This window comes from Ruminiclostridium herbifermentans (assembly GCF_005473905.2).
GTDB lineage: Bacteria > Bacillota > Clostridia > Acetivibrionales > DSM-1351 > Ruminiclostridium > Ruminiclostridium herbifermentans.
Genome location: NZ_CP061336.1, coordinates 1,586,203 through 1,601,469 on the forward strand (window position 1 = coordinate 1,586,203; position 15,267 = coordinate 1,601,469).

7 protein-coding genes are annotated in these 15,267 nt (G+C 34.1%); 6 read left to right on the plus strand and 1 reads right to left on the minus strand.

The annotated features are described in order from the left end of the window. The first annotated feature begins 362 nt into the window (after nt 1-362). Entirely contained in the window at nt 363-1,373 is a 1,011-nt protein-coding gene (locus tag EHE19_RS06795; protein WP_171003637.1) for a 3-oxoacyl-ACP synthase III family protein, read from the plus strand. Between the two features lie 425 nt (nt 1,374-1,798). After that, complete coding sequence (locus EHE19_RS06800; protein ID WP_137698864.1) at nt 1,799-2,842, plus strand: zinc-dependent alcohol dehydrogenase; 1,044 nt, start codon at nt 1,799-1,801, stop codon at nt 2,840-2,842. Nucleotides 2,843-3,091: 249 nt separating this feature from the next. On the opposite strand, the gene EHE19_RS06805 is transcribed toward EHE19_RS06800, so the two are convergent. Further along, a complete protein-coding gene (locus EHE19_RS06805; protein ID WP_137698863.1) occupies nt 3,092-3,706 on the minus strand; it encodes a class I SAM-dependent methyltransferase in 615 nt (204 codons plus the stop codon). Between the two features lie 475 nt (nt 3,707-4,181). Here EHE19_RS06805 and EHE19_RS06810 point away from each other — a divergent pair, with 475 nt between their 5' ends. From EHE19_RS06810 to EHE19_RS06825, 4 genes are all read left to right on the plus strand, one after another. Then, complete coding sequence (locus EHE19_RS06810; RefSeq protein ID WP_137698862.1) at nt 4,182-6,215, plus strand: tetratricopeptide repeat protein; 2,034 nt, start codon at nt 4,182-4,184, stop codon at nt 6,213-6,215. 320 nt (nt 6,216-6,535) lie between these two features. After that, nucleotides 6,536-8,638, plus strand: coding sequence for a glycoside hydrolase family 9 protein (locus tag EHE19_RS06815; protein WP_137698861.1), 2,103 nt, complete (start codon nt 6,536-6,538; stop codon nt 8,636-8,638). Between the two features lie 195 nt (nt 8,639-8,833). Then, nucleotides 8,834-11,704: a glycoside hydrolase family 9 protein gene (locus EHE19_RS06820; protein ID WP_137698860.1), complete on the plus strand. Its 2,871-nt coding sequence runs from the start codon at nt 8,834-8,836 to the stop codon at nt 11,702-11,704. Nucleotides 11,705-12,227: 523 nt separating this feature from the next. Beyond that, entirely contained in the window at nt 12,228-15,131 is a 2,904-nt protein-coding gene (locus tag EHE19_RS06825; protein ID WP_171003636.1) for a glycoside hydrolase family 9 protein, read from the plus strand. The last annotated feature ends 136 nt before the right edge of the window (nt 15,132-15,267 follow it).

Here is a 15,267-nt window from a genome sequence, read left to right on the forward strand (position 1 = left end):
TAGGTTCTATTTCACTGGTTGGGATAGAACTGCAAACTGAAATTTAGTTTCTATGTCAATGGTTAGAATAGAATTACAAACTTAAGCTTTATTTGAGGGCCAATTGCTTAACAGATGATGGCTCTCTGTTTTTAAGGTGTTTTCTGCATCTGTGAAACTTTCAGTATAAGTATTTTATTTATAAATCCATATTATGATTTATATGTATAGCAAACGACAAAATTTAACAAAGTGCTTGTAAAAAATAAGAAGCAATTGTATAATTATGACATAATATACTTAACATTGATAAAACAATAAAAAATGTATATTAGCCTGTAAATAATAAAATTTAACAAAAAATGTTATGTTAGGAGGTCATGATGAACAAATCATTATTATCAGCAGGGATACTAGGGGTGGCTTCGGTTATACCTCAGGAGGTTAGAAAAAATGATTTTTGGAACAACATTAAGTTTTTGGATCTAAAAGAAGGCAAAAATCCTTTTGAAAACATCGAAGAGAGAAGAGTTTTCCCAGAAGGAATGCTCCCGTCTGACGCGGAAGCTGAAGCAGGTAAAAAAGCAATGGAAGTTGCAGGTGTATCAGCGGATGAAATTGATTTAGTTATGGTTCAATCTATGATGCAAGACGAAATTCTGCCAGGTAATGCATGTATAGTACAACATAAGTTAGGCTTAAAAAAAGCTGGAGCATGGACAATAGATACTTGCTGTTCAAGCTTTGTGACGATGGTGGTTATGGCTTCAAACTTAATAGCAACAGGAGAATTTAAAAAAATTCTAATAATAACCTCAGCATTTAACTCACCTATGATTGACTTTAGTGATTATCAAGGCTGTTATGTAGGGGATGCAGCAGGAGCAATAGTTATGGGCCCTGTTTCAGATGATAAGGGTTACATAGCATCTTTCTGCAATTCACATGGTGAATATCATAAGGGATTCACATTGCAATTAAGACAACCAGCATTATATGACCGTAAACACTATATGCCATCTCTTGAAAAAATATTATTGACTTTTGATAAAGATTTGATAAGAGAAATTGGAAAAGGGTCAGTTGAGCATATGAAATTTGTATTGGATAGAGTATTTGAAAAGTCCCAATTAAGTGCAGAGGATATAGACTTGTTTCTATCTCATCAGCCATGTCACTGGGCTCATGGTGCATGGAGGGATTCCGTGGGCATTAAGCCAGAAAATTCTTACCAGACATTTAGTAAGTATGGCAATATTGCTTCTGCAACAATTCCAGTTAACCTTTCTGAAGCAGTAAATAAAGGATTGTTGATGGATGGAAGCAATCTCCTTATTGCATCATCAGGAGCGGGAGAAAACCATATAGCAGCAATCATCAAGTGGGGAAGATAAATACTACATAATCTACAATGTTATATTATTATAAATATTGATAAAGCCTGCCGTTATAATTATTATTAACAGTAGGCTTTATTTTGTGATTATAACGCTTTGATTCAAAATGAAATTATTCGATTTTAGGGAAATTTCATTAATATCAGTTGCGTGTACGTATGACTGAATATATCCTCACCAATTGAAAACTAAAGTGGTATTATCCCAATGAAAGCAGTGTGCATTTTCACTTCTATATAGTATAAGTATTTTCTGACATAAGTGCATTAATTATATAATTAAGTTTAAATTTAAATAATGATTGAAAAAATAGTAAAAACATGGTAGAATAATACTAAAATTGACGTAATAAGTAATAATTTGGCGAATGAGCCAACGCGGACTTATTTCGCAATTAATCTTTAGGTGAGGATGTGAGTAGCATGAAAGGGTTATATTTCCCACAATTACACAAGTATGAATTGAGAAATGTAGAAAAACCATGTTTGCTAAAGGATACTGATGTTATTGTAAAAATTACTCTTACAACTATTTGCGGAAGTGACTTACACTTAATACATGGCATGATTCCAACAACTCCTGGTTATGTTTTAGGACATGAGTATGTTGGGATAGTTGAACAGACAGGTAGTGCGGTAAAGAATTTTAAGCCTGGTGACAGAGTAATTGGACCACCTTCTCCATTTTGTGGCACTTGTGAAAACTGTATCGATGGAGATTTTTCCCATTGTATAAATGGTGGAATTCATGGTACTGGTATAGAAATGGGTAATTTACCAGGAACTCATGCAGAATACATTAGAGTTCCTTTTGCTGATACCTGTTTAGTGCATGTTCCTGATATACTAGAAGACGAACAAGTAATTTTTATATCAGACATTTTATCTACAGGATATACTGCAGTTGTTCGTGGAAAAGTTAATCCTGGCGATTCAGTTGTTGTTTTTGGTGCTGGACCTGTTGGTTTATGTGCTGTTGTAGCAGCCAAGCTATTTAATCCATTACAAATTATTGTGGTTGGAAGAAAAGATAAATTCAGAATGGATATGGCAGCAAAATTAGGTGCTACTCATATTTTAAGCTCAATAGAAGATGATGTTTTAGAAGAGATAATGAAACTGACAAATGGAAGAGGGGCTGATGTCGCAATTGATGCATCAGGCTCTGAATCTGCTATTCAGCAAGCAGTAAGATGTGTAAAGATAAATGGAAATGTGTCCCTTGTTGGAATTACTGGCACAGATATTACATTGCCATTATCTCAAATATTTATGAGAAATGTTAATATAAATATGGGACTTGCACATGAAGGGTATATGCAAAGATTAATTAATCTTGTTCTATCAGGTCATATTGATTTAAGTTCTTTAATAACTCATAGAATGAGATTGGATGATGTAGTAGAAGCTGTAGAACTATTTGAAAAGCGTAGTGAAAATGTAGTCAAGGTTGTTATTAAACCATAGAAGCAAACTAAATATGTAAGGGTCAGATGGTAGTGAATTTCGTAATTTCCATCTGACCTTTTAACATATAGGTTAAAGTAATATTTAAAAAGTAATATTAAAACTGAAATTATATTGACCAAAATAAACAGTGGGGCAGAATAACACATAAAATAGAACTGCATTATAAAACTGCATTGATATAATTTGATATAAATTTAACTGAATTGAAATAAATTGATATAATAGAAGTTAGTTTGTGGATTTATTTTACTTATAATGTTCTACCCTATACACTAAGAACTTATGACGAGGGTCATTATCATATAAATACTGAACTTTTATCTCATTAATAAGTACAAAGCTGGAGTTAGTATCCAAAAAATAAATATAGTCATTTGAAGGGTAATAAAGAATTATATCTATTGTTCTTTTATTTTCTTCAACTGAAGCCATTATGTTTTTAATTACTTTTGAAAATATTTGAATAGAGAAGGGATTAAAAAAATAAAATTTATTATCCTTTAAATCTATATTATATCTTTCAGCAAGGCAGTTTGAAAATACAATTTTGTCTTTTCTATTTTTATATATTTGAAGATAACTTTTCTTGTTTTCAACAGCCTGCTTATAGAAGAATTTATTCATTTCTATACCTGTAACAAAAGAATCAAAAAAGTGATTTATGTAGAAGTTTAACCTTCCCTTTCCGCAGCCAAAGTCAACTATGCTATCCTCCGATGAAAATTTATATGCACTAGATAATGCTTCTAATGCGGCATAGGAAGTTGGTTCATATCTATGATAGTGAATTGAATCATTGAAAATTTTTTGCTCTCCTGTAGTTTTGATTTTTAAAAGTTTTTCATAATATTGTTCATCCATATCTTGTACCTCTGATTTTTCAATTGAAATTAAGTTAAACAAATATCTTTAACCAAGTAAACCGTTTATCTAAGTTTTACTCGCGTACCAGCAAACAAATAAGGAGTTTTTATGCAGATTTTGTTTAAAATAAAATAGTCAACGAATAAAATTATAACAGGAATATTGTAAATTCAAAAATACATTTTCGTAATATATTCAATCTAGCATTCAATCCAACATCATATATTGTGATATTTTAGCTAAGTTCAATACAATTCATTAATATTCATTAATAAACTTGGTTTCTACATAAATAAATTTGAACACTCATAGCCTGATTTAACAATCTATTCTAAGAGGCTGAATAGTAAATTAAAAAAAGTCTGTCTGTTTTTATTTTATTTTAATACTTAATGACGAGATATACTTAATTATGGTAAAATAATGTAAGATAAGAGTTTTTTTCTTAAAATGAAAACAGGGGGTAGTAGCAATGGGGTTTTTTAATGAATTTTTATCTAAAAACAGAAATAATCTAAAGAATGACAAAAAAGAGGAGACAGAAAAATCTGAGTTGGAGAGGATAAAAGAGAATCAGATAAAAGAGAATCAGTCTGAAGAAAGTGAGACAAAAGAGAATAAATCTGAAGAAAATCAGACTATAGAAAATCAGTCTGAGGAAAAACAACCAAAAGGCAATGATTTTATTGAGTGCTATGATGAACAAGGGAAAAAGGTATTAATACCAAGAGAGGAAATGATAAAAACAGTCCTTCCAAATCAGTTTAAAAATCATTGGAATACAGCTGATGCATTGTATAATGACATCCTTTTAGCATTAAAGGATGAATTTAACAAAGAGGCTCTTGATGCTGCGAAACACCTTGTACATATAGATGAAATTAAGGAGCGAGGGTATACTACTCTTGCAATAGCTTTTATGGCTAATGAACTACATGGTGAAGCTGAAAAAACATTAAATGAATATATTAATTTATTTGGTAAATCAGCACTAATATTGACAAATCTTGCAAGAGTTCATTATTCGAGAGATGACAAAGAAGGTGCTCTAGAATTAGTATGGGAGAGTATGTGCCTAGATCCTAATCAGGAATATACTCTTCAATGGTGGATGCTTTTAGATAAAGAGATTGGAGGTAAATATAACTACATCGATTTACTTAAAAGAGCTACAGCAATAAAAGGCAGCTGGCTTCCACAACTGTATTTAGCAAGGTACTATCTTGAACAAAAGGATTTAGAAAGTGCAAAGCCTCTGTATGAATATGTTCTAAATTCAGCACTGGATGAATTGCCTGTATTATTCATTATTTCTGGAGATTTGGGCAACAACGGATATATTAACGAAATTATCGACATAATTGCTCCGCTATATGACCCAGAAAAGCATGATATTATGGCAGGCATTAATATACTTCATGCATACCTTCAAACAGGAAATCATGTAGAAGGTCAAAAGTTAATAAACAAACTTATGAAAATTGAAAGAGCTGATGTTAGAGCTTTTCTGTCCAAGCTTTCAAATGATTTTGAATTGATGAAAAAAGGACAACCCAAAAAAGATAATGTTTCTGAAAAAATAGAATATGAAATTGTCATAACTGACAAACCAGTATGGTATTATGGCTTGAAGTCTCCAGAATGGCTTTTGCCTAATGAATTGGAAAAGGGAAATATAGGCTTTTTAACCTTTGTTGACTTAACAAATAAAACGGAAAAAGTAACAGAATTGCAGCCTGAAGATGATTCTGGAAGAATGACTAGGAGTTTACCGTTACTTTTACAGGAAATAATGTTTTTTAATTATAATAAAGAAACAAGATTTCTCCTTCCAATTGCAAAAGACATAGGTCCTGCTGTAATTAAGGCAGAGTATGATATCAAATCCCTTTCAGATGCAGCCAGAACTAACGATTTAGATTTATTGGTAACTGGAAGCATAACAGAAAATGGAAATGAGTATGAAATAAAGGTGATTTTGTTTGAAAGTAAAAATAAATCAATTCAAGCCTTTGATATGAAATTACTCAAAGAAGGGAACAATACAGAATTTATTAATTCTCTCAATAACATTATTTCTAAAATTGCGGAAATTAGCGATATTCAACCTGTAGAAGCTGATTATTATAATGTACCAAATGAAGACATAGTCTACAACTACTTAGGTGCATTAGGACAATCATTAATGCAATCCTTGGTTGATAATAAGGTTGTAAAGTTTGAAAATCTATGGGGTGAAAGAAATATACTAAACTGGTATTTAAATTTAGCTCTTTCGGCACCTGAAAATGTTGTTTTAAAGATTATACTTATTTCAGGATTAGCTAAAAGTAAATCTTATGGCTCTGAAGTATACAAGGAATTCCAAGAGCAGGTTGTGGCATTAATATCAGATGAACAATCTGAAAATAGCCAGATAAAAAGGTTAGTTCCATTTGTTTATTACTTATTTGACATGAAAAAAGAATTTATAGCTATTATGGACAAGAATTCAAAATTAAATTAACCGACAGAAATAAAGAAATAATAACGAATATATTATAATGGGGAATGCTCTCAATTGCTAAGCTTTATAAAAAAAGGTTTATAAGTTGAGAGCATTTTAATTTGGTAGTACATAGGACTTGTTGTTGTAAAACAAGAAGTATGTATAACCAAATTACCTATAGGTTAGTGGAGTACTTATAGCAAATGATAAGATGTTTATAATATAACCACAAAATTAAGTAAAAAGTAAGGAAATTCAAACATAATTTTCTAATATGTAATAAGTAATAAAATTAGCTATAAGGCATACTAGCTAAAAATTTTTTAGGGGGTAAAAAAATGAAAGGAAAAAGGATTTATGTTTTTGTTCTGCTTGCTGCTTTTATGGCAAGTATGTTTCCTATGCCAGCCATAGCTGCTGCTAAGGAAAACAATTTTAACTATGTTGATGCATTTGCTAAATCAATTTTGTTTTACGAAGCAAATTGGTGCGGACCTGATGCTGGTAACAACCGAATTAAATGGCGTGGACCATGCCATATTGAAGATGGTAAAGATGTAGGACTTGACTTGACAGGAGGCTTCCATGACTGTGGAGATCATGTAAAGTTTGGTCTGCCTCAATGTGCATCAGCGTCTACACTTGCATGGGCTTACTATGAATTCTCAGATGTTTTCATAGAAAAAGGCCAAGATGGGTATATGCTGAATATTTTAAAGCATTTTTGTGATTACTTTATAAAATGCTTCCCTAACAAAACTACCTTTTACTATCAGCTAGGAGATGGAGATGTGGATCACCAATATTGGGGACCACCAGAGCTCCAGACATATGACAGACCTGCATACTATGTCGCAACACCTGAAAATCCTGGCTCCGATGTAGCTGGTGACGCAGCAGCTGCATTAGCACTTATGTATTTGAATTACAATGATAGGGATCCTGAATATTCACAGAAATGCTTAACTTATGCAAAGGATCTTTATGATTTCGGTATGAAATACAGAGGAAACAGTAAAGGACAAAGCTATTATTTGCCAAGAACATATCTTGATGAACTTATGTGGGGAGCAATTTGGCTTTATGTAGCTACAAATGATAGTAAGTATATGGATGATGTAGATAAGTTAATGGCTGAAAAAGGAATAGCTAATGGTAATTCCTTTAATGATAATTGGACACAGTGCTGGGATTATGTTATGACAGGAGTATTTACAAAGCTTGCAACACTTTCAACTAATCCATTATACAAAGAAATTGCTGATGACCACATTGATTATTGGCAGAACAGATTACAGACTACACCAGGTGGATTAAAATATCTTGATAGCTGGGGTGTTTGTAAATATCCTGCTGCAGAGAGTATGGTTCAGCTTGTATATTATAAATATTTTGGTGATCAGAAGTGCCTTGATTTTGCAAAGAATCAAATAGACTATATTTTAGGTGACAATCCTAATAATATGTCTTATATGGTTGGCTTTGGTGATAATTATCCCAAATGGCCTCATCACAGAGCAGCTAGTGGAGTTCTTGAAGGACCTCCTGCAGATGAAAAGAAGGAATTGCCTCAAAGACATATTTTATATGGTGCCCTTGTAGGCGGAGCCGATATGCAGGATGAATATCATGACAATGTAAATGAGTACGTTTATTCTGAAACAGGCTTAGATTATAACGCTGGTCTTGTTGGAGCATTGGCAGGTATGTCAAAGTACTTTGGTAAGGATATGCTTCCTGAACCTACTCCTGGTATTGAAGGAGAGCCTACACTCTACTATACAGAAGCTCAGCTTTATAAATCAAATAATGAGGGTGTAACTGTTGACCTTAATTTATACAATATAGTAACATCACCTCCACAATTTGAGAAAGACTTATCTGTTAAGTTCTTCGTTGACTTATCAGAATTTGCTGATGAAGGAATTAATCCTGATAAGTTTACAACAAAAGTATATTATTCTCCTGCAAAAGCTACGATATCTTCAATTCAGCCATATGATAAAGAGAAGAATATCTATTATGTTGAGATAACTTTCCCGGGTGATTCTTTATATGCAAGAACTTATGTGCAATTCTGTATTTATAATTACGAAAGTAAGCTTTGGGATTCATCAAATGACCTTTCCACAGCAGATTTAACAGATAAATATATTAAAACAGAGAATATTGCAGTATATAAAAATGGAGTTAAAGTATATGGAAATGAGCCTGGTGGAGGATCAGGGGACGATATCCTTTATGGAGATTTAAATAATGATAAGCAAGTAGATTCAATAGACTTTGCTTTATTAAAGAAATATCTGCTAAATAACGAACAAGAGGGAATATCATTAAAGAATGCAGATGTAAATAAGGACGGAGAAATAAATGCAATAGATTTTGCAAATTTAAAGCTTTATTTGCTTGGTACAATAACACTGCCTGTGGGTTCTAATTAATTATATTAATCTATAATAATTCTTGTCTGCTAATAGTTCACTTGTTGCTTTAGCAGACAAGAGTTTTTACTACTTAATTGTTTTATTGAAGAATATTTGAGGGAATTGCCCAAACGTAGCCGCGTATGCGGCAGTCAAAATATGAACTTAATTTTAAATACTAACTTAATATATTTTTTTGGGGAGGTTAAAAAAATGCATAGTGTTCAGAAAGGGATAAAGCGTAGTATAAGAAAAAGAATACTATCAGTATTCTTAGCTGCTGCTGTTGTTGCAGGACAGTTTTTTGTATCTGCCGATGCAATAGCAGATGCACCACCAGCAACTTTTGAACCAGCTGAAAATTGGGAAGCATATGACTATTTCAATTTTGCAGAAGCACTACAAAAATCACTTTATTTTTATGATGCAGAGAAATGTGGTGAATTGGCTGGCTATGACAAGGGTGGAAGACTTGAGTGGAGAGGTTCCTGCCATGAAGGGGATGCAGCAATTCCGCTTGAATATACTTCACTATCTGAAGAATTCTTATCCAAGTATAGACACATTATTGATCCAGATGGAGATGGAACTGTAGATGTACATGGCGGTTTTCACGATGCAGGAGACCATGTAAGATTTGGGTTGCCTCAGAGTTATAGTGCAGCTACATTAGGCTGGGGCTTTAATGAATTCAGAGACGCTTTCAAAGCAATTGGTGAAGAAGAGCATATGATAGAAATTTTAAGATACTTTACTGATACATTTTTACGTTGCTCTTTTTTAGATGAAGATGGTAAATTAATTGCGTTTTGCTACATGGTAGGTGAAGGTGATGTTGACCATTGTTATTGGGGACCACCTGAGTTATATCCAGAAGAATATCAAAGAACTAGACCTGCTGATTTTGCAACATATGATTCACCTGGTAGTGATGTTTGTGCAAGTACAGCTACCGCACTTGCTACATCTTATATGAACTTCAAGGATGAAGATCCTGAATATGCTGAGCGTTGCTTGACTGTTGCAGAAGCAATGTATGATTTTGCAGTTCAATACAGAGGAAAGCACAAAGGTGACGGTTACTATACTTCAGATTATGATGAGGACGAGCTAGCTTGGGCGGCTGCATGGTTATATGAATGTACTGGTAACATGGACTATATAAACGATATAGTTGCAGTTGATGAGACAGGAAACTATGTAGGATATATGAAGAGAATAATTCCTGAAACTTTCAAACAAAATGTATGGTACAATTCATGGGTTCATTGCTGGGACGCAGTTTGGGGAGGAACATTCCTAAAGCTGAATCAATTATTCCCAGAAAATGAACTGTTCGACTTTATTGCAAGATGGAATGTTGAATATTTATCAGGTGGTAAATGTCCACATGAAGATCCAACTGATAAAAACTATTATAAAACATCTCCAGCAGGATATACAATGATAAACGGTTGGGGTTCTGCTCGCTATAATACGGCAGCTCAACTATCCGCACTTGTTTATATGAAAAACAATCCTGATAGAACAGATTTTGGAGAATGGGCAAAGGGTGCTATGGAATACCTTATGGGAAGAAATCCTATGGGATATTCATATATAGTAGGTTACGGATATGAGAAGGGACTTCCTTTTGCAAAACATCCACATCACAGAGCAGCTCACGGATCAAAGACAAATAGTATGAACGACCCTGAGGAGCACAGACATATATTATGGGGAGCTCTTGCTGGTGGACCAGACTTAAATGATTATCATATTGATTCAACCACTGAGTATGCATATAACGAAGTGACAATTGACTACAATGCTGCATTTGTTGGTGCTTTAGCTGGATTGTATCATTACTATGGTCAGGGACATGAGCCTATACCAAATTTCCCTCCATTGGAGCCAAGAACAGATGACTACTACTGTGAAGCAAAAGTAGCAAGAGAAACTGCTGATAGTACACAGGTGGTATTAAGGATTCATAACGAGTCCAGCCAGCCTCCTCATTATGAAACAGGAATGATGGCAAAATACTTCTTTAATATTGATGAACTATTTAAATACGAACAATCTATTGAGGATGTAATATTCTCTATTGAGTATGATGAGCAAATTTCTATGCAGCAGGATCCTATAAAGTTAAGAGGACCTTTTAAATGGGATGATGCAGGAACATACTATTATGAATTTGACTGGAGCGGAAGCAAAATTTATGGAGACAGAGAGTTACAGATTTCCTTCAGAGTTAAACAGGATAAAAATTACTTGACTCACTGGGATTCATCAAATGATTACAGTAAAGAAGGTCTTACAGAAACTTATGCAGTAACTGAGAAGGTACCAGTTTATCTGGATGGAAAATTAGTTTTCGGAAAAGAGCCACCAAAACTTGATCCAAAAGATCCAGGTGAAGAAGAACCAGATAATACTCCACCTTCAATTCAATTACTATATAAGACTGGAGAAGTGGATTTAACAAAGAATACATTAAGATCTACAATCAACATAAAGAATAATGGTACTATACCTGTTAAATTATCAGACATAAAAGTTCGTTATTGGTTTACAAATGATGGCAGTGCGCAAAATACATTTGTATGTGATTATGCTGTTTGTGGAACTGAAAATGTAATAGGAAATTGCTATACTATCGATAATCCTGTAGCAAATGCTGATACCTATTGTGAAATTACATTTGCTGAAGGAGCAGGTGTACTTGCAGCAGGTGGAAGTACAGGAGATATTCCTTTCAGAATTGAAGGAACATCAGATTACGACAAAACAAATGACTATTCCTATAATTCCAAAATGACTACTCTTGGTGAGAATGAAAAAATAACTGCTTATATTAAGGGTGAACTCAAATATGGAATTGAACCTGTTAAAGTTGAAAACCAAGTTTCACTTGGTGACTTAGACTGTAACGGAAGAATTGATTCATTGGATTTTGCATTGATGAAAATGTATTTATTAGGAATGGCTCAATTGCAGCCTCAAGGTTTAGTTAACGCAGACTTCAATGGAGATCATTCTGTTGATGCAATTGACTTTGCGTTATTTAAAAAGGCTCTGCTTGGTGGACCAATAAACTAATCCAGTACGCTCATTCTTTTATGAATGAGTAAATATACAAAACAATAAAACCGTACTCTTATTCGAATCAAATTAATACAGGATAGGGTACGGTTTTTTTGAATTACATTAGATAAATTTAACGTGTTGTATGATTTTATTTTAAAGTGGTTGCAGGTGAGCTACAAACTAGTTATATTGGTACGCGAGTACAACTTAGATAAATGGGATACTTGGTTAAAGATATTTGTCTGAATTTGTAGGTGAAAAATAGTTGATTATACCGTAAAACCTACAGGACGTAGGTTTTAGCGCAACATTGAAGCAAGGATGCTGAATGTAAGCGACGGTATAATTAACTATGATGAGCCAATACAAATTCAACAAATATCTTGTGAGTAACCCATTTAGATAAGTTAGTACGGAAGTACCAATAAAACAGTAATATACACTGCAAGGTTCAAAATAATTTATCACAATAAGTTAATTTATGAAAACAAATTTATAATACAAATTTATATTGATGCTACAAGGAGGAATAAAAATGCATTCTATGCAAGTAAAATCAATGAGAAACAGCAAGAAATTTAAATCAATGATATCTATATTTTTGGTTTTTGCATTTATTGCTGTACAATTATTAATATCTGGAAATGTTTTGGCAAGAGAAGCTTTATCTTCGCCTGAGAATTCTAATACAGCTTGGAATTCTAATTTTACTCCGGCTGAGGGCTGGGAGGATTATAACTACTTTAATTTTGCTGAGGCATTGCAAAAATCAATCTATTTTTATGATGCTAATAAATGCGGACCTGGTATTACAGGAGGAAGGCTAGAATGGAGAGGTGATTGTCATGTGGGAGATTGTAATATCCCTCTTGAAAACACTTCACTTTCTGAGGAATTCATTAAAAAGTATAAACATATATTGGACCCCGATGGAGACGGGACTGTAGATGTACATGGCGGCTTCCATGATGCTGGAGATCATGTAAGGTTTGGATTGCCTCAGAGTTATACTGCAGGTACTCTTGGCTGGGGATTCTATGAATTCAGAGATGCCTTTCAGGAATCAGGGCAGGAAGAGCACATGATCGAGATTTTAAGGTACTTTACAGATACTTTTTTACGCTGTTCATTCTTGGATGAAAATGGAGAATTAATAGCATTTTGTTATATGGTAGGCGAAGGGGATTTGGATCATTCCTACTGGGGACCACCTGAATTATATCCTGATGATATTCCAAGGCCTGCAGACTTTGCTACAGTTGAATCTCCAGGTAGTGATGTTTGCGGTAGTACAGCAGCTGCACTTGCTACCTCATATTTGAACTTTAAAGATGAGGACCCTGAATATGCAGAGCGTTGTTTAACTGTTGCAAAGGCTATGTATAAATTTGCAAAAGAAAACAGAGGAATGTCAAAGGGAGACGGTTACTATACTTCAGCATATGACGATGATGAAATGGCTTGGGCTGCTACTTGGTTGTATGCTTGTACTGGTAACATGGATTACATAGATGATATTATGTCCCTTTCTGAGGACGGCAGATATTATACAGGATACATGGGAAAAATAATACCTGATACCTTTAACACAAATATGTGGTTCAATACATGGGTTCATTGCTGGGATGCTGTATGGGGCGGAGTATTTATAGTGCTCAATACATTATTCCCAGAAAATGAGTTATATGATTATATCGCTCGTTGGAATGTAGAATACCACTCAGGCGGTATGGCAAAGCATAAGGAGCCAAACGACAATGGTTATACATCAACATCTCCAGCAGGATATACAATGATAAATGGATGGGGTTCTGCTCGTTATAACACAGCTGCTCAATTATGTGCACTTGTGTATATGAAGCATCACCCTGAAAGAACTGATTTTGGAGCATGGGCTAAGAATCAGATGGAATATATAATGGGAAGAAATCCTATGGGATATTCGTATATAGTAGGCTATGGTTACGAACAAGGCTTGCCTTCAGTAAAGCATCCTCATCACAGAGCAGCTCATGGCTCTAAAACATTAAGTATGTTGGATCCAGTAGAACACAGGCATATATTGTGGGGAGCTCTAGCAGGCGGACCAGATAAGCAGGACTACCATCAGGATGTAACAACTGACTTCGTTTACAATGAGGTTGCTGTTGACTATAATGCTGCATTTGTAGGTGCTTGTGCAGGATTATACAAATTTTACGGTGAAGGGCAGGAAGTAATACCTAATTTCCCACATCCAGAGCCAAGAACTGATGATTATTATTGTGAAGCGCGTGTTGAAAGAGAGATAAAGGAAAGTTCTCAGATTGTTATAAAATTACATAATGAGTCAAGTCAGCCTCCTCATTACGAAACAGGCTTGAAGGCAAGATACTTCTTTAATATAAGCGAATTATTGGCGTGCGGACAGACTATTGATGATGTAGAAATGACCATTGCTTATGATGAACAGATTTCACTGCAGCAGGAGCCTATTACCTTTAGAGGCCCTATAAAGTGGGATGAGGGTGGAACCTACTATTATGAGTATGATTGGAGCGGCAGAGAAATATATGGTGACAGAGAACTTGCAATTATATTAACAGCAAAGCAAGATTCAAACTATATGACTCACTGGGATCCAACTAATGACTGGAGCAGACAAGGTCTTACAAATGATTATATATTGACTAAAAACATTCCTGTATATAGGAATGGGGTTCTGGTATATGGGGAAGAAGCTCCAAAGCTTGGCCCTATAGATCCTAATGAAGATCCAGATACAACGCCTCCTTCAGTTAAAGTTTTATATAAATATGGAGCGGCTCATAACCTTAAAAATACAATAAGAGCTACTGTAAATATAGTGAATAATGGAACAGTTCCAGTAAATTTATCTGATGTAAAGCTTCGCTATTACTTTACATGTGATGGCAGTGAGCAAAATAGATTTACTTGTGAATATGCACCTTGCGGAACTGAAAATGTATTGGGAAATTGCTTCAAAATAGAAAATGCTGCTGAGAATGCTGACACTTATTGTGAAATAACATTTACAGAGGCTGCTGGAAAACTTGCTCCAGGTGCAAGTACAGGAGATATACCTTTTAGGATAGATGGTTCGTCCGATTATGACATTACAAATGATTATTCATGTAATACCAAAATGGAAAGTAATTTAGGAGATAATGATAAAATTACTGCTTATATCAAGGGACAACTTGTGTATGGAAAAGAAGCTGTTATAGTTGAATCTGGTTCTAAATTGGGTGACATAGACAATAGCGGAAGTATTGATGCAATTGATTTTGCTGTTTTGAAAAAGTACTTGCTAGGGGTAGCAGAATTAGATTCAGAAAGTTTTATTAGAGCTGATGTTAATAAAGACAAAGAAGTTAATGCATTAGACTATGCAATATTGAAGATGTATTTGCTCGGAACAATTAGTGATTTTGAGTAGTAGCTGTTAACTCAGAAGCAAATATGTTATAATGTTACAAATTGACTGCATACACTTTAAAAAACTGCAATATTGGATTCAGGGGGCTGTAGCAAAACATTATTCGATATTATTAACACATATCTTTAATTTTTAG

Bases quoted from the DNA above. Each gene is read 5' to 3' on its own strand.
- EHE19_RS06795 (WP_171003637.1), top strand. From the start codon at position 363: ATGAACAAATCATTATTATCAGCAGGGATACTAGGGGTGGCTTCGGTT.
- EHE19_RS06800 (WP_137698864.1), top strand. From the start codon at position 1,799: ATGAAAGGGTTATATTTCCCACAATTACACAAGTATGAATTGAGAAAT.
- EHE19_RS06805 (WP_137698863.1), bottom strand. From the start codon at position 3,706: ATGGATGAACAATATTATGAAAAACTTTTAAAAATCAAAACTACAGGA.
- EHE19_RS06810 (WP_137698862.1), top strand. From the start codon at position 4,182: ATGGGGTTTTTTAATGAATTTTTATCTAAAAACAGAAATAATCTAAAG.
- EHE19_RS06815 (WP_137698861.1), top strand. From the start codon at position 6,536: ATGAAAGGAAAAAGGATTTATGTTTTTGTTCTGCTTGCTGCTTTTATG.
- EHE19_RS06820 (WP_137698860.1), top strand. From the start codon at position 8,834: ATGCATAGTGTTCAGAAAGGGATAAAGCGTAGTATAAGAAAAAGAATA.
- EHE19_RS06825 (WP_171003636.1), top strand. From the start codon at position 12,228: ATGCATTCTATGCAAGTAAAATCAATGAGAAACAGCAAGAAATTTAAA.